General features: G+C 41.8%; 19 protein-coding genes and 1 tRNA gene. 4 read left to right on the top strand and 16 right to left on the bottom strand.

Going from position 1 to position 19,793, the window contains the following annotated elements:
* Positions 1 to 190 precede the first annotated feature (190 nt).
* From accD to ACP69U_RS03705, 5 genes are all read right to left on the bottom strand, one after another.
* The gene (gene accD, locus ACP69U_RS03725) at positions 191 to 1,153 is read right to left on the bottom strand and encodes an acetyl-CoA carboxylase, carboxyltransferase subunit beta (RefSeq protein ID WP_193013313.1); all 963 of its coding nucleotides are present in this window, start codon (positions 1,151 to 1,153) and stop codon (positions 191 to 193) included.
* A gap of 283 nt (positions 1,154 to 1,436) precedes the next feature.
* On the bottom strand, positions 1,437 to 2,261 hold the full coding sequence (gene trpA, locus ACP69U_RS03720) for a tryptophan synthase subunit alpha (protein WP_426137845.1): 825 nt from the start codon (positions 2,259 to 2,261) through the stop codon (positions 1,437 to 1,439).
* 19 nt (positions 2,262 to 2,280) lie between these two features.
* A complete protein-coding gene (locus ACP69U_RS03715; protein ID WP_372815607.1) occupies positions 2,281 to 3,774 on the bottom strand; it encodes a PIN domain-containing protein in 1,494 nt (497 codons plus the stop codon).
* A 1-nt stretch (position 3,775) separates the two neighbouring features.
* Positions 3,776 to 4,978, bottom strand: coding sequence for a tryptophan synthase subunit beta (gene trpB / locus ACP69U_RS03710; protein WP_173936725.1), 1,203 nt, complete (start codon positions 4,976 to 4,978; stop codon positions 3,776 to 3,778).
* 173 nt (positions 4,979 to 5,151) lie between these two features.
* Positions 5,152 to 5,835: a phosphoribosylanthranilate isomerase gene (locus ACP69U_RS03705; RefSeq protein ID WP_426137844.1), complete on the bottom strand. Its 684-nt coding sequence runs from the start codon at positions 5,833 to 5,835 to the stop codon at positions 5,152 to 5,154.
* A 210-nt stretch (positions 5,836 to 6,045) separates the two neighbouring features.
* Between ACP69U_RS03705 and ACP69U_RS03700 the strand changes: the two genes are divergently transcribed.
* Positions 6,046 to 7,737: a cryptochrome/photolyase family protein gene (locus tag ACP69U_RS03700; RefSeq protein ID WP_314885126.1), complete on the top strand. Its 1,692-nt coding sequence runs from the start codon at positions 6,046 to 6,048 to the stop codon at positions 7,735 to 7,737.
* A 96-nt stretch (positions 7,738 to 7,833) separates the two neighbouring features.
* On the opposite strand, the gene ACP69U_RS03695 is transcribed toward ACP69U_RS03700, so the two are convergent.
* Both ACP69U_RS03695 and ACP69U_RS03690 read right to left on the bottom strand, forming a co-directional pair.
* Positions 7,834 to 7,995, bottom strand: a complete 162-nt coding sequence (locus tag ACP69U_RS03695) for a hypothetical protein (RefSeq protein WP_176393057.1) — start codon at positions 7,993 to 7,995, stop codon at positions 7,834 to 7,836.
* A gap of 168 nt (positions 7,996 to 8,163) precedes the next feature.
* Positions 8,164 to 8,901, bottom strand: coding sequence for a DUF4230 domain-containing protein (locus tag ACP69U_RS03690; RefSeq protein ID WP_193007826.1), 738 nt, complete (start codon positions 8,899 to 8,901; stop codon positions 8,164 to 8,166).
* Positions 8,902 to 9,459: 558 nt separating this feature from the next.
* On the opposite strand from ACP69U_RS03690, the gene ACP69U_RS03685 reads away from it, so the two are divergent.
* Positions 9,460 to 11,178, top strand: a complete 1,719-nt coding sequence (locus ACP69U_RS03685) for a proline--tRNA ligase (RefSeq protein ID WP_198330370.1) — start codon at positions 9,460 to 9,462, stop codon at positions 11,176 to 11,178.
* 86 nt (positions 11,179 to 11,264) lie between these two features.
* On the opposite strand, the gene ACP69U_RS03680 is transcribed toward ACP69U_RS03685, so the two are convergent.
* The 8 genes from ACP69U_RS03680 to ACP69U_RS03645 form a co-directional block, all read right to left on the bottom strand.
* Positions 11,265 to 11,666 (bottom strand): lysozyme inhibitor LprI family protein, encoded by a 402-nt coding sequence (locus ACP69U_RS03680; protein ID WP_314885130.1) that lies wholly within the window; start codon positions 11,664 to 11,666, stop codon positions 11,265 to 11,267.
* Positions 11,667 to 11,772: 106 nt separating this feature from the next.
* On the bottom strand, positions 11,773 to 12,648 hold the full coding sequence (gene queF, locus ACP69U_RS03675; protein ID WP_314885132.1) for an NADPH-dependent 7-cyano-7-deazaguanine reductase QueF: 876 nt from the start codon (positions 12,646 to 12,648) through the stop codon (positions 11,773 to 11,775).
* Between the two features lie 63 nt (positions 12,649 to 12,711).
* Positions 12,712 to 13,545 carry a hypothetical protein gene (locus ACP69U_RS03670; protein WP_314885134.1) on the bottom strand — a complete coding sequence of 278 codons (834 nt, stop codon included), beginning with the start codon at positions 13,543 to 13,545 and terminating at the stop codon, positions 12,712 to 12,714.
* Positions 13,546 to 13,572: 27 nt separating this feature from the next.
* Positions 13,573 to 14,442 carry a hypothetical protein gene (locus ACP69U_RS03665; protein ID WP_426137843.1) on the bottom strand — a complete coding sequence of 290 codons (870 nt, stop codon included), beginning with the start codon at positions 14,440 to 14,442 and terminating at the stop codon, positions 13,573 to 13,575.
* A complete protein-coding gene (locus ACP69U_RS03660) occupies positions 14,443 to 15,300 on the bottom strand; it encodes a hypothetical protein (RefSeq protein ID WP_426137842.1) in 858 nt (285 codons plus the stop codon).
* 63 nt (positions 15,301 to 15,363) lie between these two features.
* Positions 15,364 to 16,137 (bottom strand): ABC transporter permease, encoded by a 774-nt coding sequence (locus tag ACP69U_RS03655; protein ID WP_045446727.1) that lies wholly within the window; start codon positions 16,135 to 16,137, stop codon positions 15,364 to 15,366.
* Between the two features lie 29 nt (positions 16,138 to 16,166).
* Positions 16,167 to 17,129: an ABC transporter ATP-binding protein gene (locus ACP69U_RS03650; RefSeq protein ID WP_109591520.1), complete on the bottom strand. Its 963-nt coding sequence runs from the start codon at positions 17,127 to 17,129 to the stop codon at positions 16,167 to 16,169.
* Positions 17,130 to 17,361: 232 nt separating this feature from the next.
* Entirely contained in the window at positions 17,362 to 17,994 is a 633-nt protein-coding gene (locus tag ACP69U_RS03645; protein WP_201560461.1) for a c-type cytochrome, read from the bottom strand.
* Between the two features lie 358 nt (positions 17,995 to 18,352).
* Here ACP69U_RS03645 and ACP69U_RS03640 point away from each other — a divergent pair.
* Positions 18,353 to 18,429: transfer RNA gene (locus ACP69U_RS03640), tRNA-Arg, on the top strand.
* 142 nt (positions 18,430 to 18,571) lie between these two features.
* On the opposite strand, the gene ACP69U_RS03635 is transcribed toward ACP69U_RS03640, so the two are convergent.
* Positions 18,572 to 18,940, bottom strand: coding sequence for a hypothetical protein (locus tag ACP69U_RS03635; RefSeq protein ID WP_045454568.1), 369 nt, complete (start codon positions 18,938 to 18,940; stop codon positions 18,572 to 18,574).
* 35 nt (positions 18,941 to 18,975) lie between these two features.
* Here ACP69U_RS03635 and ACP69U_RS03630 point away from each other — a divergent pair, with 35 nt between their 5' ends.
* Positions 18,976 to 19,776 carry an SIR2 family NAD-dependent protein deacylase gene (locus ACP69U_RS03630; protein ID WP_426137841.1) on the top strand — a complete coding sequence of 267 codons (801 nt, stop codon included), beginning with the start codon at positions 18,976 to 18,978 and terminating at the stop codon, positions 19,774 to 19,776.
* The last annotated feature ends 17 nt before the right edge of the window (positions 19,777 to 19,793 follow it).

Here is a 19,793-nt window from a genome sequence, read left to right as displayed (position 1 = left end):
AGAAAGCATTCATTAAGAAAGTACAGACAGTATATAACTACCTGCCCAAAAAGCAAAAATAGCATTTACCGCTATTGACGATAAATGCTATTGATTGATCTCACTTAGTCAGAGAAATTGAGCATGCTACTAAGCATAAGTCATGCGGAATATTAAACTCAGTTATCCGTTAGTCAAGCCGATGAGCAAGCTAGGCATCAACATTAGGCATGCGGCTTAACTTTGCCAACAGACGATAAATAGTATCAATCATTTGATGACGATGTACCACTTCATCGACCACACCGTGCTCTAACAAAAACTCGGCACGCTGGAACGGCTCTTCTAGCGTCTCACGAACCGTTTGCTCAATCACGCGCTTACCAGCAAAGCCGATCATGGCTTTTGGTTCTGCTAAATGAATATCACCTAACATAGCGAGCGACGCAGTCACACCGCCATAAACAGGATTGGTCAATATCACGATATACGGCACGCCAGCAATTCTCAAACGCTCAATTGCAGCAGCCGTTCGTGCCATCTGCATCAAAGACAGTAAACCTTCTTGCATACGTGCGCCGCCAGAGGCAGCAAAGCAAACTAAAGGAACTTTGTCTGCCAGTGCTTTCTCAGCTGCTTGGACAAAACGATCGCCAACCACTGAGCCCATAGAACCACCCATAAAGCGGAAGTCAAAGGCACAAGTCACCACATCAAGATTGCGCAGCTTGCCATACAGTACAATCAGCGCCTCAGACTCACCTGTCTTATCTTGTGCTTCTGTCATACGCTGCGGATACGGCTTACTATCCACAAAGCTTAGCGGATCTTTGGCAGTAAATTGTTGCCCAAGCTCACCTTCTACTTGATCGAGTAGCCAGTTTAAACGCTCACGAGCACTCATTGGTAAATGATGATCACAATGCGGGCAAACATAGCAGTTAAAAATCAGCGCCGTGTTGGTAATCATCGAATGACAATTACTGCACTTGGTTGACGGTTCAGTCTCTACTGCTGTCAAAGGCGCTGTCAATTGCTGTTTAATACCCGGTATCGGGCGATTAAACCACGATTGCCCAGCAGTATTACCGTTTGGCTCAGCGTTACTTTTTTCAGTATGGTTCGGAGTCGTCATATCAGGTTTTATTATCGTATCAGTCATATTATTCGCCATTATCAAAGGCTTATCGACAAGCTGGCTCATGCGCTTGTCCCTAAGAATCAATTTATAAGGATCAGTTTATAAGGATCAGTTTAATCGTCACATATTCTCATAACTTTCGCAGCTATAAAGCGCAGTTATAAATCACGCTTACGTGAAACTGTAACAATTTATATGTGATGTTAGTTTACACACGTAAACTAACTTTAGCAAAGTCATTTAACCCTGTCTTTATAAACATTGTTATTCATATTGCCATGACGATTTAAGTGACGATAACTTAACTTTATTTAACTCAGGCACTCAAACTATCAAGTGCACCGCGTAGCTCATCCATTTTTGCCATGATTTTTTGCTGAGCGGCGGCAACCGCAGTGCTATCATTGGCATCTATATCAGAAAAATTCTGCACCAAGGCACTACCGACAATAATACCATCAGCATGTGCTCCAATCGCTTTGGCAGACGTTGCATCACGAATACCAAAACCCACACATACTGGCAAATCAGTCGCTGCTTTAATCGCTTGTACTTGAGTCGCAACATCATCAGTATCAAGCGTTGCCGAACCCGTCACGCCTTTTAATGACACATAATAAATATAACCACCGCAATGGGTCAATACTTGCTCACGGCGCTCAGGTAAAGTGGTTGGTGACAATAAGAAAATTTCATTCATCGAATGGTCAGTTAAATGCTGGGTAAAGCTGCCCGCCTCGCTTGGTGGTAAATCAACCATCAAAATACCATCGACACCTGACTGCTCACATAGCGCCACAAAGTTATCATAGCCAATGATTTCCACGGGATTGAGATAACCCATCAAAATAATGGGGGTCTGCGTGTCTTGCTGACGGAATTCCGCGACCATTTTTAGGGCATCACGTGTACTCGTACCTGCGGCTAATGCACGCTCTCCAGCTAAAGCGACGACTGGGCCATCTGCCATCGGGTCGGAGAACGGCAAGCCTACTTCAATCATATCCGCGCCGTGCTTAACCAAATCATGTAGCAACCCAACGAAATTGCTTGGATTGGGATCGCCTGCCATGACATAAGGAATCAGGGCTTTTTTATTTTGGGCTTTTAAGGTTTCAAAGGTGCTTTCAATTCGGGTCATAGTGATTCTCTAATATATATTAAATACCAAATTCATAATCAATCATAGTTTCAAACTTCTTACTTTCTTTATCGATAAAACCAACTGTTATATCAATATCAAAATGAAATAGATAGTCTTCAAAATTCTCATTATATTTTCTGATATCCTTCTTTATCATTGAATATATAGCATCGACGCCAATAGAATCATTCATAAAGTAATTCATAACTAATACTATATGATATTTCTTGAACTTATTACCGTTTTTATAGTCTAGCATCAGCCTTTCTAAAATGAGTGGTAGATCACGAAGTCTAACCCCAGTAGAGAATTTAATAATTACGGGGATGATAGAATCGTTTGGATCAAACCCATAAAAATCATATAAACCATTGCTTCCTTTCTTGATATAAGAATATTTATTTTCTAACCACTCTTCTATAATATCTGAGCCTCTATCACTTATTGAGTAAAATAGTTCTTTTGGAAGGTTAAATTGGTTTACTAAATTGCTATCCTGAACTTTGATATTCTCTTCAATCAAATCAAAATATTTATTTTTTTCAAATGAATTAATTTCATAATAGGTGTTCTTTACATCCTTAATTGCTGCTTCTTTTATTTCTGTCTGAAGGTATTTTTCAGCAAACTTTAAGAAAGACTCTGTGTTATAAATATGGAATTTTTCTACATTAGCTTTATTGCATATCTCGCTCACTAGCTCAGGTCTAGGCCCAATAACTTTAGATCCATTTGAAGAAATAATTTGCATCCAGTCTTCTTTTTTATCATCTGTTATGAAAACTATATTTTTTTTATTTTCTTTTTTAGCATGCTCTATTATTTGCATCCAAATTATTAGATCACCATAACCATGCTGGTACTTCAGTAAATTATGTGTATAAGGTATAGACTTAGCATTCGATTTTTTTGCTTTTTGAATATCTTTAAAACTTGGTGGAATCTCATTTTCAGCCCTTTCATCTCCATCCTTAAAAATGGCGTCGAGCCAATCTTGATGTTCTGGTGGGCATCCTACTTTTCCCTCAAAAATTTCAGTAATATTACATAAGATATTATCATCGAAGCTATTATTTAATTGTCTCAACGTAACCTTTTCAAGCTCATCAAGTACAGTTTTCTCTAGTTCTCTAAACTTACTTAAGAAGTTTTGAGGATCTATTTCATTATGCCTTTTCTCTAATTGTAGCTCACTAGATTTATTCTCAATACCCTTAATAGAATCCTCGATACTTTTTTTAATATCATTTACTTTTTTGTTCTGATCAGCTATTACTTCTAACCTATTACGATGAAACTCTAGCAAAACATGATGAGGCACCCATACTCTATCGCCAAGATTTTTTATTATTTCGATAATAGCTGTGCTTGTTTCATTCTTATACCTATAAAGGTTTAAAAGAACATTCGTATCGAATACGAATGTTCCATGTTCCCAAATCTCACTAAAATCTTCTTCAGAGAGTTGATAAAAACCTTTAAACATCTCTTTAATAGTTTTGTTTTCCATATTACAACTCAATCCCTTCTGCCTTCATCACTGAATGCAAATCTTTGTCACCACGACCTGACATATTGACGATAATGGTTTGATCAGGAGTCATTGTCTTAGCTAGCTTCAATGCATAAGCAACGGCATGAGCAGATTCAAGCGCAGGAATAATACCTTCTTTGCGCGTGACTTCATGAAAGCCTTCTAGCGACTCTTTATCGGTACAGCCGACATATTCAACACGCTTCATGTCTTTTAAGAAGCTGTGCTCAGGACCAACGCCCGGATAATCAAGACCCGCTGAGATAGAATGCGTCTCTTGAATTTGACCTTCATCATCCGCCATGAGATAGGTACGGTTGCCGTGCAGTACACCGATACGACCAGCAGCTAATGGTGCGGAATGACGACCCGTTTCGATACCGTCCCCTGTCGCTTCAACGCCATACATTTTGACATCAGTGTCGTTTAAAAAGTCAAAGAATAGACCGATGGCGTTCGAGCCACCGCCAACGCAAGCGACCAAGGCATCAGGTAATTTACCCGTCATTTGCAGATGCTGAATACGTGCTTCTTTGCCGATAATCGCTTGGAAATCGCGTACCAATAACGGATAAGGATGCGGGCCAGCGACCGTACCGATAATGTAATAGGTGCTATCGACATTAGTAACCCAATCACGCATCGCTTCATTCATTGCATCTTTCAGTGTCCGTGAACCTGAAGTTACTGGTACCACTGTCGCACCGAGCAAGCGCATACGATAAACGTTCATCTTTTGGCGCTCGACATCATCCGCACCCATATAAACGATACATTCTAGCCCTAAGCGCGCGGCAATCGTCGCCGTCGCGACACCATGTTGCCCTGCGCCAGTTTCCGCAATAATACGTTTTTTACCACTCATCTTCGCAAGTAGCGCTTGTCCAATGGTGTTATTCACTTTATGTGCGCCAGTATGGTTTAAGTCTTCACGTTTGAAATAAATTTGCGCACCGCCTATCTCATCGCTCAATCGCTTAGCATGATATAAAGGCGTTGGGCGGCCGACATAGTTGACCAAATCATTGTGATATTCTTCCCAAAATGCAGGGTCTTTTTTGACTGTGTTATATAACGTTTCTAGCTCTTCTAGTGCTGCCATCAATGTTTCAGAGACAAAGCGACCGCCATGCACGCCGAAATGTCCACGGGCATCAGGATATTGATTGAAATCTTGCACGCTTTCTGGATTGGTGAAGGTGTTGATAGCTTTAGCAGTGGTAGATAGATCTTTGCTCGCGACATGACTCATGATAATTCCTACTATAATAAGTGGTATTTTTTAAGATAAATAAGGGGGAAATTTTTCCAAGTAATTAGCTATTTAACGGATAAAAATTCACGGCTAAAAAACTAGTTACTGATATTCGAAGGTTCGCCAAGCGTCTCATTTTGCCATCGGTCGCGTTTTACCGCTTTCATAAAGGCACGCATTTTGGCAGCGTCTTTTTTGCCTTTGTCAGACTCAATCCCACCGCTGACATCGACCGCATAAATAGGCAAGTCTAAAGTGGCAGCGACATTATCGGCATCCAGTCCGCCCGCTAAAATAATAGGTAGCGAGCTGTCTTGCGGTAGCAGACTCCAATCAAAACGTGCCCCTGTGCCGCCATATTTATGGGGATGGTAAGCATCCAATAAGATACTGTTCGCGCCAGCGGCAGCAAACTCATTAATCTCGGCGCTTACGCTAGCGGCAGTGTGTTGGTCAGCATTGATACGCAGCGCTTTTATCCAGCGTTTATTAACCGCACTGGCCAGCTGCGCACATTGCTCTGGTGTTTCATCACCATGGAATTGAATGATATCAAAAGCGACCTGATTCGCTAATTCTATCAGCTCTGTGCGCGGCATATTCACCACTAGAGCCACTATACTTATAAAAGCTGGCAAAGAAGCACTTAACGATTGCGCCTGCTCGATAGTGACAGCGCGCGGACTGGGCGGATAAAATACCAAGCCAACCGCATCAACACCCAACTGGGCGGCAATTTTAATATCATTAGGCTGGGTAAATCCGCAAAACTTAACGTGCATGATGTGACCTTAGATATAACACTCAGTACGACATTATTAGACTGTCTTCGCTACATTGACGGAAGGTAAACGTCAATTGCCAACGCTAAAGCGTAAATATGAGGATTTGTTAATTGAATGGTAAATCCATTGCATCCAAAAACTTATCCTAGCATACTTTTATTACCAGTTTTGTTTATGATTGCGATTGATTAATAGAGGGATAGTTGAATGTCTAAAACGGCGGCGGAAACGTCTCATAACACCGATAGCACAGATAGCACCGAAACAAGCAACTTCAACAATAGCGACGATGCCACTAGCGTAAACCCAGCACATTATTTAATGTGGTTTCGTCGTGACCTGCGAGTTCATGATAATACCGCGCTAGCTGCGCTTTGCGAGCAGGCAAATGCGGATAACGCCTCAGTAAGCGCTATTTACTTCGTGACGCCTGAACAATGGCAAGCACATGACATGTCGCTGACACAGCTCGACCATATCGCACGCACCTTGCCTATCCTAGCCAAATCTCTGCAAACACAATTAAATATCCACTTAACAGTACAGCTCTGTCCAAGCTTTTCTGACTGTGTTGAGGCGATGCTAGATATCTGTAGCGCGAACCAGATCAGCACTGTGATGGCAAATCACGAGTACGAAGGCAATGAGATTAAGCGTGATGAACAATTAACCAAACAGCTTGCAAACAACGATATAGAATTTATCCGCTGGCATGATCAATGTATCTTGCCACCACAAACCATCACCACGAACGATAACAGCATGTATCAGGTGTTTACCCCATTTTATAAAAAATGGCGGCATACCTTGGATATCAGTACCATACAAATGCATGAGGCATCCGCCATAAATGGCAACACTAAAGCCAAACTAGAAGTCTCGAAAGCCAGTGCTACTATCGAAGATATAGAAAGAGTAAGTAAAGAAGTAGTCGAAAATTATCAAAAGGCACTGCAAAATGCTGGTTTATTAGAGCACATTGATATGGACGTACAGCTTGAGCACGCTCGGGCAGCCTACCCTGCTGGCGAAGCGGCGGCGTGCCAGCGTTTAGAGGACTTCATCACTGAGGATATTGATAACTACGATGTGAGCCGTGATGTACCCAGTTTAAATACCACCAGTCAGCTATCTGCCTACCTGACTATTGGTGCAATCAGCCCCAGACTTTGCTACGTACAAGCTACCCTACAATTAAGCAAAGCACTGGGAGAATTACATGGGAATGACGGTGACACCTTAGATAGCGGGGATAGCTTTGACAACACTGATAATAACGACATTAACCGCTGGATAAGTGAGCTGGCTTGGCGAGATTTCTATCCCCATGTTTTAGGCTATAAGCCCGATCTGATTCGCCATCAAGCGTATAAACATGAGACTGATGTCAAAATTAACTGGTCATATAATCAAGATGATTTTGCGGCATGGTGCATAGGTAAAACTGGCGTGCCGTTAGTCGATGCGGCAATGCGCTGCCTGAATGCGACGGGCTTTATGCACAATCGCTTGCGGATGGTCACGGCGATGTTTTTGACCAAGGATTTATTGATTGATTGGCGCTTAGGTGAGCGCTACTTTATGCAGCAGCTCATAGATGGTGACTTTGCGTCCAATAATGGTGGTTGGCAATGGAGCGCGTCGACTGGCACCGACTCTGCACCTTACTTTCGCATTATGAACCCTTTTAGCCAAGCCAAAACCCACGATACCGATGGCGAATTTATCAAGACGTGGCTGCCTGAGCTAAAAGCCATTCCTACCACCATCTTGCATAGCGAGGATAAAATGCGTCAAGCACTAGCAAAGGGCGGTAAGTTTGCAGATATTAATTACCCATTACCGATAGTCGAACATAAAGCGGCTCGCCAATTAGCGATTGCTGAATTTAAAAAATAGCGACGCATTACATCAACACTAAAACCTCAATTTACTAAGAGTTTCAGCTATGGCATCTTACTCACGTTATCTACCCTTACTAGTATCAGCTAGAGTTTACAAGATACGAGTTTGGATAATGTATAAGGCATAGGCTAGTAGAGTGAAGCTTATGATTAACAGCACCCATGTCGCAAAAGAAAGCGATTCTTTCGCTTTAGGGCGCTTATTAAGCTGACGTTCAGGCTTAGAAGACGGTTTATTATTAAGAGTTGTCATATACGCCACCTTTTATATAGGGTTATATCACCAACGAAATTCATAAGGTGATTATGAATAATAGATAAGCTCTACTATACAATATAAATGGCGTTACTTTAAGTGTTTCCAATTAATAAGCTAACGTATGACTATCTAGTCTATGGCTCTAATAAAATTATGTATGCGTTATTTTACTGGCATCTGGCACGCGCCTGCGCCTTGCGTAGTCACCGTCACTACTGCACCAGTTAACGAAAATAGCTGTTGCAGTTGGGTTTGCGCATTTTCTAGTGCCATATTCATGACATCACCACGACAAGCGCGTTCGAGTACTTCTTTTTTTGCCATACTTTGCGCTTGTTGCAATATTTTTGGATCGACTTGCATCATGCCAAAAGCACCTGTTTGCCAATCATAAATCTCGATATCGTCTAGATAAACTGAAAATATCTCTGATGGTGGGATGGTAATATTGATTTGCGGCATCACTGAGACTGGCGTATTAGCACCCGCTTCTTGTACCTCATCGACGTTAATTTCAGGCTGCACCACTTGTACCATCTCTGGGGTAAGTGCACTTAAATCAATTCCCGCCTCCACTCGTCCGCGCGCGATAAACAAACCCTTTTGCTCGTCTTGCCACAGCTTCATCCAACTGCCAGGGCGCTGGCTAGTAATGACGGTATCGACACTAAACGCCACCGTTTCCAAACGATTCAATTTTTGGATTTGTGTGACCACGCCTTCACGAGTAATGGTTTCTATCGGCTCTTCCTTGGTTATATTCTGCACACTATAAATAGCAAAAACGATAGCGGCTAAACCGATGAGCAATATTATCCACGACATCATCGCAATAGGTTTTTTCGCTTGTGAGTTAGTCGCATCATTATTAACAGGAGATCGATTGTCAGGATTATTCATATAAACACCCTCAGAGTTTTATCATTTATTTTTATTAAACGTATAACAAATAACTGTCTAAATGATAAATGCTACTTTTGAGCAGCAACTTCAAGTAATAACTACCAATACGCTACATAATGACTAGCGCTACCATTTACTATAAATACCCTAAAAACTGGTAAATAATCGAGTTGTAGTGACCTCATTTGCTCGTTTAAGTCACGTTCTGTCTGAAAAAACAAAAAGTCATTGCGTCTTAGGCTAACTTTACCTAACATAGTCAGATTGTATAAGCAAAATGTTGGCGTACATCTATTTTTCTGGTCTTTATGCGTAAAGTATGACGCTGCCAACATCAACGTTTTAATACAAAATGAAAAGTTCCAGCCTTTTTGTAAGGCGTTTTATGAACGCACTTTCTATTCATGTACTGTTTGTCGCAGTACTTTTTAGCTAGGCATGTCCTAGACTATTACCAAGTGATACAAAGGTAAGCTTGCGTCGGCTATCAAAGCACACGCTCAATATCCTACTATTTCTTATTTATTTTATCGTTGATAAGGTTACGCTTTATTTATGAAAGCCAGTCAATTTTTATTTGCCACTCTAAAAGAAACCCCAAGTGATGCCGATATCGCCTCAAGCCAATTGATGGTGCGTGCCGGTCTTATTCGAAAGATTGCTTCTGGGTTATATATTTGGTTGCCCATGGGGCTACGCATCTTGCAAAAAGTCGAACGCATTGTTCGTGAAGAGATGCAAGAAGTTGGTGCACAAGAAGTGCTCATGCCGATGACCCAGCCTGCCGAGCTTTGGCAAACGACCGGACGCTTTAACGATTATGGTCCTGAGCTATTGCGCTTCAAAGACCGTCATGATCGCGATTTTGTGTTAGGTCCGACGCATGAAGAAGTCATCACCAATCTGGCGCAAGGCGAGCTGCGTAGTTATAAACAATTACCAATCACCTTTTTCCAAATTCAGAACAAATTCCGTGATGAGATTCGTCCACGTTTTGGTGTGATGCGCGCCCGCGAATTTACCATGAAAGATGCTTACTCGTTCCACGTTGACCAAGCCTCATTGGCAAAGACTTACCATGATATGTATGACGCTTACACGCGTATCTTTACCCGTTTGGGCTTAGATTTCCGTGCGGTACAAGCAGATACGGGTTCTATCGGCGGTTTTGCTTCACATGAGTTCCATGTGTTGGCAGACAGCGGCGAAGATGATATCGCCTTCTCTGATTCTTCTGATTATGCAGCCAACGTTGAGCTTGCCGAATCAGTGAGCACCGCTGAGCGTCAGCCACCGAAGATGGCGCGCGAAGACGTCCTGACGGAAAATATGACCAGCTGTAAAATGGTTGCTGAACATTTAGGCTTACCATTAGAAACGACGGTCAAAACGTTAATCGTCCATGGTCATACCGAAAATGATGAGCCACAGCTTATCGCTATCGTATTACGCGGTGATCATCAGCTAAATACGATCAAAGCCGAGAAAATCGAAGAGGCCAATGTGCCGCTGACAATGGCTTCTGATGAAGAACTGAAAGCTGCTGGTCTGCATAAAGGCTATATTGGTGTTAATTTGGATATGCCTGTCTTTGTTGATCGTTCGGCAGCAACTTTGTCAGACTTTGTATGCGGTGCCAATGAAGTCAATAAACACACCACTGGTATGAACTGGGCGCGTGATGCGAGCATTACTCGTGTCGTTGATGTACGCAATGTGCAGGAAGGCGACCCTTCTCCTGATGGTAAAGGCAGCCTAAAAATCAAACGTGGTATCGAGGTCGGTCATATCTTCCAGTTGGGTGATAAGTACTCGCAAGCGTTAAATGCTACCGTATCTGGTGAAGATGGTAAGCCTGTGACCCTAATGATGGGTTGCTACGGTATTGGTGTGAGCCGTATCATTGCCGCTGCTATCGAACAGAACAACGACGAAAACGGTATCATGTGGCCACAGACGCCAACGGTTAATGATTCAATCGCTCCTTTTGAAGTCGCTATCATACCGATGAAGTCAAAAGAAGAGACCGTCATGCAGACAGCGACGGCACTCTATGAAGAGTTAAAAGCACAAGGCATCAATGTGCTTCTTGATGATCGTAACGAGCGTCCAGGTGTCAAGTTTGCTGATCTAGAATTGATTGGTATTCCACATCGTATCGTGGTTTCAGACCGTAACTTGGCTGAAGGCAAGTACGAATACGTCAATCGCCGTGAGACAGAAAAGCAAATGCTAAGCCGTGAAGAAGTATTGGCAAAAGTGAGCGGAAAATAGTTTTATTCATAAAACTTATGCCATAAAAAGCGCCTATCTCATTTATGAGACAGGCGCTTTTTTTACTTATAAAAAAATGAAAATTGCTATTTGATATTATATTTTTTAGTAATCGCCTTACTACGTTTCTGTGTCTCATTAGCGGTGCAAACATTCGCGCTAATCTGAGCGTACACCACAGAATTATTCATTGGACCTTCGTATTCAAAGTCACACTTATCATTACGATCCTTTAACCATATACGCTGTTCTTTATCCAACTGCTGTTGTTCTGTCGTATTCAAAGTACGATAAACGCTCATATAGATTTTATTAAGGCGATTTTTTTCGACTATAATCGCATCGTTACCACAATCATAAGCCACTTCCATATAAGCGTCTTCACAGTTATATTGATTTTCCACAAATGCAGCCTGTGCTAACTGCAAGGTAGAAAGAGACAAAATAGCAGTCCCTAGAGCGGTTAAAAAGCTGGTTTTTAACTTCATAACTGCATCTCAATATTCATAAAATAAGGTTTATTGAGTATAAGAGAAAACGCTCATCTATGAAAGCTAAAAATCTTCATTATTAAACATGGTAGTGAACATTCATTTACTGGCGAATCAAACGACTTGGTTTAGGTAGCAAGGTTATATCACTCACACGGCAAGGGTTGATATCGATACCGCCTCGGCGCGTGTACCATGCGCGAACCATCAGCTCACTTGGCTCATAGTATTGACTCAAATCAGCAAATATCTGCTCCACACATTGCTCATGAAAACCGTTATGCTGACGAAAACTTAAGATGTAACGCAGCATTCCGGCCTCATCGACTGTTTTATTACTGGTAACCGAAACCGCCAACGTGCCCCAATCTGGCTGATTGGTCACCGGACAATTACTACGTAGCAAATTAGAATAAAAAGTATAGGGCTGCACGCTGTGGATTTCTGAATGAGCATCCGTTTTATCACCACTCAATAGCGACGCATCAGGGTGCATCGTCAATGCCACTTTATCCGTACTATTTCCTAAGGCATTATCAATACAAACACCCTCAGGCTGAGCAATCAATAGCCCTGTTGTCTTATTATGCAGGTCGTCATTTAAGCTAAACAACTCAACTTGCACGTCTGCTTGTACACAGGCTGATAAGTCTTTAGCAATCAGCGCTTGCACATCATTCCAACTAGCGAATTCAGTAAAGTTGATACTGTTTAGATAGAGCTTAAGTGACTTTGACTCAACGATAAATGGCGAGCTGGCTGGAATACCAAAACGCGCGATAGCCACTTGCGAGAGTCCTTGCGGATTCAACCAAGACATCTCAAATGCCTGCCACCAATCGATGCCAACCATCAACTTATCGTCTTGCCAGCCAATTGCATCGCGACCCATACTGCGAGCGATAGGATACAAGGTCTCTGGACTATACTCGGTTGGATAGTCAGTGGTTTGCTCACCCAAGATACCGTGAATACTCATAAGTTACTTACCTGTCATGCTTAAATATAATGAAATAAAAACCAGTCATTTTACAGCAATGGGCTATTTTATGGGAATCATTTGCCAGTCTGATGCAGAATCTGTCTTTACATAGTTAAAGCGTACTCGGTAAGCAGCAGTATCGCTATCGTTCATTTTGAAATAGAAATCTACCAATAAGCTCTCATTGGTAATCCATTCAACCTCTACCTTGCGAACCATTGGATTATCTTCGCTACCATTATAAAATTTTAAATGTTGTCGGAATTTATCGTAATCCCTGTTATTTTTTTCGTCATACTGGTAAGCATCGCTCTTATCTTTTTTCCAGATCATGACATTTTCTTCTCCTGGAAACTCAACTTTAACCGTAGCTGCATAAGTCATATCTGGTGAAAACGTCAAATGAGATCCTTCAAACTCTTGCTTGAAGCCTGAATCTAAATCAATCAATACTGTATTGTTAGTCTCATATATTTGCCCAGATAAATAAAGCCAGTTGTTATCTGCATCATAATGGTCTAAAAGATAAACATATCTAAGCTCTTTTTCCCCTTCTGCAAAATCGTCCATCAATATGATAAGGTCATGATTTGGTACCTTTATGATAGTCTTGTTTAGCTTGCGAGAAATGTATTCTGATAAACCCCATTTCTTGATGAGTCTTTGATTATAAATCATCAAGCTTTTATCTAAGCAATCTTGATAAATCCGCTCATCTTCACTACTGCAATTCTCACCCCAGTTAGGATAAACGGGCTTGTCTAGTACCTCCCAAACATAGTCATCCATCGCCGCTTTGGGCAGGTCTGCTTGCGCAGGCACCGATAGCATCAGTAGCAATGCACTCGCCATACAGATGCGAATTGAGGTGGCGACTGATAGAGTTATTTGCATATGAGAGCTAGACCTTTTTATTGTTTTTTAATCGTTGATATTAGCATCAGGTAAAACTCTCTGCCATTTACCCTCTTTATTATCAGCCGCATAAATATAGCGCACGCGAAATGCTACCGTGTCAGTGGGATTGACTCTGTAATAAAAATCAACGTTAACTTTATTATTGCTTGTCCAACTGATATCTCGCGCTTCGTACACCTCATGTTTTTTGTCATTATCATAATCTTGTTCATATAATTCATTACTAGCAAATATCGTTGCATAGCGTCCGTCATTGTCAGCTTTTTGACGCTCCCATATTATGATATCTCTGGTCACACCTTGCCTACCATTAAACCCTACCACTTGATTCATATCGCTAGAAAACTTAAGATTGGTCGCATACAGCTCTTGCCAGCGCCCTGTGTTTAAATCGACAATGACAGTCGCTTGAGTCTCATACATCGTACGTAGTAACTGCAACAGATGATGTGATTTATCATAATCCTGCAATTGATAATGAGCCCTATACTCTTCTTCAAACGGTTCAAGATAACCCTTAAATACCAATGGTTGCTTATGGTTGGGTGTATTAATATAAATGGTATCTTTTTCTCGAATAACGCGGTCACTCAAGCCCCATTTTCGGCTTTGTGCATTATCAGCTTGGGCTAACGATTTAAAAATACAGTTTTCATAATCTTTAAACGTTCGATATTCAGTATGATCGTATCGACAGCTGTCTTCATACCAGTCTATGACTACAGGCGCATCGACTTTTATCCATACCTCTTCATTTGTCGATGGCTCTAAAGCTAAAGGCGCTGCCTTTGCATCTAAGGCTGCTATTGTGGTCAATATAAATAGTCCTGCGACAGTCAACACCGTCTTTATACAATGAGAGATAGCGATCACTTACCTACTACCTTCATACAGTTGCCACTTATCCGTTGAGGCATTTTTAATAAAGGTATATCGTACTCTAAAAGCCGCTGAATCCGCTTCATTCAACTTATAAAAAGAATCTGCATAAAACTTATCATCATTTACCCAAGTAAAGATTTCGCTATCATAAACCTGCTGTGCTTTATCTGCTTGATAAAACTTTTTATGATTGTCGTAGTTTTTTGAATCGTCACTACTGCTATAGACTTGTTTATAGTAGCCTTCATAGTAACCGCTATCTTGTCGCTCCAAAATATTGACATGTTCCGTCGCTCCCATTTCACTTTCAAAACCGACTATATATCTCATATCAGGAGAGATACTTAGCTTTCTGAGACTAAAATCTTGCCAAAACCCAGTAGCTAAATTAACTACCGTCAAGCTCTCTCCTTCATAAAATCTTTGATGTATTGTCAGTAATTTCCGTAATTTATCGTAGTCTTGTAGCGAATAATAAGGATTAAAATCCTCCTCATAAGGGCTCGAGTAATCAATAAATACTAGTGGGTTTTTCCGATTAGCGACTTTGATATAAATCGCATTTCTCTCTCTAACGACTTTATCGCTGATACCCCATTGCTTACTAAGCGCATTATCCGCATCTTCCCTCAAGTTATACAGACAGTTTTGTAGCGCATCATAAGTTTCATATTTGTAGTCGTTATGGCAATCATACTTATACGTTGCAGGATCTACAGGCGTCTCCATGACGACCCAATCATAATCATCCATTGCCGCAAGTGGCGCTGCGATGGCAATGCTCGTGATTGTACTCAATAAAGTGGCTGTAAAAGCCTTACTCATACTTCTGACAAAAAAAATTTTCATAAAAAAAGCCCAACAATGTTGGACTCTTATAATAAGGTGGCAAGCTACATTTTACAAACTAATCTACAAGCGCACACGTGAGCCATTACTGAGTAAACGATAGGCGATGGTATAGAATACCGCACAGAAGACAAAAATAGCGGCCATCGAATACCAGACATTCACATCAGAATAACCGAGAATACCGTAACGGAACGAGTTCACCATATAAACGATAGGATTTAATAGCGAGATATTTTGCCAAAATGGTGACAAGTTTTCCATCGAGTAAAACACACCACCTAGATAAGTCAATGGCGTAAGCACAAAACTTGGAATGATAGAAATATCATCAAATGAGCGAGCAAACACGGCGTTGATAAAGCCACCAAGTGAAAATAAGATAGACGTACCCAGTACCGTAAATACCGTCACAAATAAATGTTCAATGCCAAGGTCGGTAAAAAATAGTGCGACTATTGAGACGATGATACCAATGGCCAGTCCACGAAAGATACCACCACTGATATAACCCATTAAAATCGCATGTTTGGATACTGGCGAAACCAATAGCTCCTCGATACTGGAGGTGAACTTAGCACTAAAGAAGCTCGATACCACATTGGAGTAACTGTTGGTAATAATCGACATCATAATGAGGCCAGGCACGATAAACTGCATGTATGGTACGCCGCCCATTTCACCCACACGCGAGCCAATCATCTTACCGAAGATGACAAAATAGAGACTCATCGTAATAACTGGTGGCAGCAAGGTCTGTGGCCAAATACGCAGAATTCGGCGAACCTCTTTTAACAAAATGGTGCGAAAAGCAATCCACTTTTTATTCCATGACATGGTTTTATTAGGATCTATCATTTCTTGACTCACAATCCTGCCTCCTTCATGCTGTCTGCACTTTGGATATTTTTGTCTACTAAACGCATAAATAGCTCTTCCAGTCGATTGGCTTTATTACGCATACTGGCTACCGTGATACCTTGCGCCGATAACTGGTCAAAAACACCATTCAACGATTCGCCTTCAGTCAGTGTGACTTCAAGCGTCTGATCATCAGGCTGCGATGTGTCTGTCACTCCTGCCAAAACCAATTGACGCGTAAGCGGTGTCTCCAAATCAAAAACAAAAGTCTCAACCGATAGCTGCGCTAGCAAGTCCTTCATCTCGGTATTAATACGAATCTCACCATGATCCAAAATCGCAATGCGTTTGCACAGCTGCTCCGCTTCTTCAAGATAATGAGTCGTCAGAATAATCGTGGTGTTTTCTTCGATATTAATCTGCTGCATAAACTCCCACATAGAGCGGCGTAACTCGATATCTACCCCAGCGGTTGGCTCATCCAAAATCAATAATTTTGGCTTATGAATCAGCGCCCTTGCAATCATCAACCGGCGCTTCATACCACCTGATAGCTCACGTGATTTGCTATTGCGCTTGTCCCACAGACCTAGCGCCATTAATAATCGTTTTGCCCGTGGGCGTGCTTCTTTGGCAGGAATGCCAAAGTAACCGGCCTGTGTAATCAAAATATCTTCGACTTTTTCGAACATATTAAAATTAAACTCTTGTGGGACGATACCAAGATACTGTTTAGCAACAGACGGATTCTCTAGTAAGTCGGTGCCAAAGATCTTTACGCTGCCAGTTGTTGGTTTAAAAAGCGAGCTAATAATACCAATCATGGTTGATTTACCAGCACCATTGGGCCCCAGTAACGCAAAAAAACCTCCTTGCGGGACGGTTAAACTGACATCTTTGAGTGCCGAAAACCCATTGCTATAGGTTTTGGATAAATTCTGGATAGCAAGTGCTGGTACCTCAGACATGAAAACCTCTTTATTGGTTATAAATTTATGTAAAATAGTTTTTAGAATATAAACAGACAGAAGAGACTGTGTAGTGTCATAAAGTGAGGCTAGTGTCGATGAATTTCAACTGTAATGCCTTAGAAGTACCGTATTGATAATACTCATCATTAAAAAAGCGCCTATCTCATTTAATGAAATAGGCGCTCCACTGATATATAGGGTAAAAGGCTTAGCCAGATATTCAATACTATTAGCTTGCTTCACCAACCATATAATCGACAGCGTTTTGAACTTCTTCATCAGGGATATCAGCGCCACCTTTAGCAGGCATGGCGTTAAAACCATTGATAGCATGAGTGTATAATGTTTCTTTACCCTTGGAAATACGTGGTCCCCATGCACCAGCGTCACCTAAGATTGGTGAGCCAAGTAGACCTGCCGCATGACAAGTCTGACATACCGCGTTGTATACTGCTTTGCCATCACGAGGACCATCACCCGCTGCTGGGCCAGCGGCACGTGCCGTCACATCACAAACTTCATCGTCTTCAAAGCACACTTTAGCAACTGGCTGAATGCGAGCAATTAAGTTAGGATACAAAGCAATCAGCTTTTGCACTTGCGGCGTATCTTGCGGAATAGGCTCTTCATCAACCGCAGGTGCGGCAGCGGCAGTTTCTGCGGCAGGTGCATCGCCATCAGTCGTATCTGCAGCAGCTTGGGTATCATCACCCAACTGCTCAGGCGCATTTGCTACCACTTCCTGCGCTGCTGCTACATCAGAAACAGTTACAGGAGTGTCTACAACACTTTCAGCTTGGCTCACCGCGATACTAGCGATTCCTAGAATGGCAGCTGCCGATAACATAACTACTTTTCTCATTCGTCACGTTCTCTTATTACATATACAAAGGCTTATACGGCTCAGACATTCTGCTTGTCCTCCTTTGACAACCAAATAGTTATCAATAGCAAACAGCCATCCCGCGTACTAGCACACTTGTAATCGGTGATTATAAATATGAATTCTCCCTGTCATTATAAGGGAAAAGGCAGGTAGATTGCCATGCCTGTTTAATGACTATCCTGTTTTTTCTTAAAAAACATCAATCACTGTCTTCATTCATTGGCTTTATGGATTTTATTTGTTAGACTAAGCGGTCTTTATTTTTCGACATCTTTACTGCTCAGAACGCGCGTTTAGGCATGATGTTGATAATACCGTACGCCGTTGTTATTATGCGCTCGTAGCTCAGTTGGATAGAGTATCGGTCTCCGAAGCCGAGGGTCGTGGGTTCGATTCCCGCCGAGCGCACCAATCAACGTATTTATAATCTTTGTTTCATCCTTCCTTAGTATTAACCTAAATCTCAAATATACATCAACCCCGCGCTCAAAATATTTGCGGATTTCACTGTGCATACTCGTCTATTGATAGGCATTTCGCTTATAACACTCGCCTACTCTGCTTGCTGCAAATTAGCTGCTAGCTGGGCACGGTTAGGCACACGATGGTAATTAATCACGGGCACGTTACCCAACAGGCGCTGACCTGAAGCAATTTTCTTATCCATCGTAATCATTGCAATTTTTTTATCTTGTTTACTGAGCAATAAATGATTGGTCTTGCGTGTGACTCGATAATCAGGAAAATACTGTTTGATCAGCACGGATGTTTTTTGCAGGTCGTCATTAATAGGTTTTTTCACGCTTTTAGACGATTTATTATGAATTGTCTCACCCACTTTTACGCCTCGTGACTTTGCCAACAACCATAAAGCGGCAATAACGGCAAACAATATGACAAGCCACCAAATTCCATCTATCATTAGAAGAGATATCCATTATTAGCAAGGGTTGGCTCATGTTAGCAGAATTATCACCAGCGTTAATAGCAGAAGTAGAACTTGCTGCTAAATTATTGACATCCAAACAGCATATTTGCATCTTAACGGGTGCAGGGATTTCAGCCGAAAGTGGCATTCCAACTTTCCGAGATAAGCAAACAGGCTTGTGGGAAAACTATGGTGTGGAAGACTTGGCGACACCTGAGGCTTTCACTCGTGATCCAAAACTGGTGTGGTCATGGTATCAATGGCGCAGGCAATTGGTCGCAGATAAAAAACCGAATCCTGCACATTTTGCCTTAGCGCAGTGGCGATACCATACTCAGTCGTCCAACCAATCATTAACGCTTATCACTCAAAATGTTGATGATTTACATGAGCAAGCTGGCAGTACGGTAACTCATTTGCATGGCAATCTGTGGCATAACCGCTGTAGTCAATGCGAGACAGCCTGCCAAAGTCAATCGAGGGGTTCGTATCATAGCGAGGATACAATCAATTTTGATGACACACTGATGACCTGTCGCCATTGCGATGGCTATATCAGACCAGATATCATTTGGTTTGGCGAAGCATTACCAGTACAAGCATGGCAAACGGCAGAAGATGCGGCGGCGAACTGCGAGGTATTTATCAGTATTGGCACCTCCAGTCTCGTCTATCCTGCCGCTGGACTCGCACAGTTAGCGAAGCAAAATGATGCCAAAATTATTGAGATAAATCCCAATCCAACGCCGAATACTATTGTGGATATCATTTTAGCAGAAAAAGCTGGTGTGATTATGCCGTTATTAATCCAGAAAATCACTGCGCTCTAGTCGCCTGAACCTAAGTC

Origin of the sequence: Psychrobacter sp. TWR1-1-1 (assembly GCF_049895865.1) — a bacterium.
Lineage (GTDB): Bacteria > Pseudomonadota > Gammaproteobacteria > Pseudomonadales > Moraxellaceae > Psychrobacter > Psychrobacter immobilis_A.
This window is presented reverse-complemented; position numbering and strand designations above follow the sequence as displayed.

Excerpts from the sequence above, each read along its gene's own strand:
- accD (WP_193013313.1), bottom strand. The coding sequence starts at position 1,153 with ATGGCGAATAATATGACTGATACGATAATAAAACCTGATATGACGACT.
- trpA (WP_426137845.1), bottom strand. The coding sequence starts at position 2,261 with ATGACCCGAATTGAAAGCACCTTTGAAACCTTAAAAGCCCAAAATAAA.
- ACP69U_RS03715 (WP_372815607.1), bottom strand. The coding sequence starts at position 3,774 with ATGGAAAACAAAACTATTAAAGAGATGTTTAAAGGTTTTTATCAACTC.
- ACP69U_RS03705 (WP_426137844.1), bottom strand. The coding sequence starts at position 5,835 with ATGCACGTTAAGTTTTGCGGATTTACCCAGCCTAATGATATTAAAATT.
- ACP69U_RS03700 (WP_314885126.1), top strand. The coding sequence starts at position 6,046 with ATGTCTAAAACGGCGGCGGAAACGTCTCATAACACCGATAGCACAGAT.
- ACP69U_RS03695 (WP_176393057.1), bottom strand. The coding sequence starts at position 7,995 with ATGACAACTCTTAATAATAAACCGTCTTCTAAGCCTGAACGTCAGCTT.
- ACP69U_RS03690 (WP_193007826.1), bottom strand. The coding sequence starts at position 8,901 with ATGAATAATCCTGACAATCGATCTCCTGTTAATAATGATGCGACTAAC.
- ACP69U_RS03685 (WP_198330370.1), top strand. The coding sequence starts at position 9,460 with ATGAAAGCCAGTCAATTTTTATTTGCCACTCTAAAAGAAACCCCAAGT.
- ACP69U_RS03680 (WP_314885130.1), bottom strand. The coding sequence starts at position 11,666 with ATGAAGTTAAAAACCAGCTTTTTAACCGCTCTAGGGACTGCTATTTTG.
- queF (WP_314885132.1), bottom strand. The coding sequence starts at position 12,648 with ATGAGTATTCACGGTATCTTGGGTGAGCAAACCACTGACTATCCAACC.
- ACP69U_RS03670 (WP_314885134.1), bottom strand. The coding sequence starts at position 13,545 with ATGCAAATAACTCTATCAGTCGCCACCTCAATTCGCATCTGTATGGCG.
- ACP69U_RS03660 (WP_426137842.1), bottom strand. The coding sequence starts at position 15,300 with ATGAAAATTTTTTTTGTCAGAAGTATGAGTAAGGCTTTTACAGCCACT.
- ACP69U_RS03655 (WP_045446727.1), bottom strand. The coding sequence starts at position 16,137 with ATGTCATGGAATAAAAAGTGGATTGCTTTTCGCACCATTTTGTTAAAA.
- ACP69U_RS03650 (WP_109591520.1), bottom strand. The coding sequence starts at position 17,129 with ATGTCTGAGGTACCAGCACTTGCTATCCAGAATTTATCCAAAACCTAT.
- ACP69U_RS03645 (WP_201560461.1), bottom strand. The coding sequence starts at position 17,994 with ATGAGAAAAGTAGTTATGTTATCGGCAGCTGCCATTCTAGGAATCGCT.
- ACP69U_RS03635 (WP_045454568.1), bottom strand. The coding sequence starts at position 18,940 with ATGATAGATGGAATTTGGTGGCTTGTCATATTGTTTGCCGTTATTGCC.
- ACP69U_RS03630 (WP_426137841.1), top strand. The coding sequence starts at position 18,976 with ATGTTAGCAGAATTATCACCAGCGTTAATAGCAGAAGTAGAACTTGCT.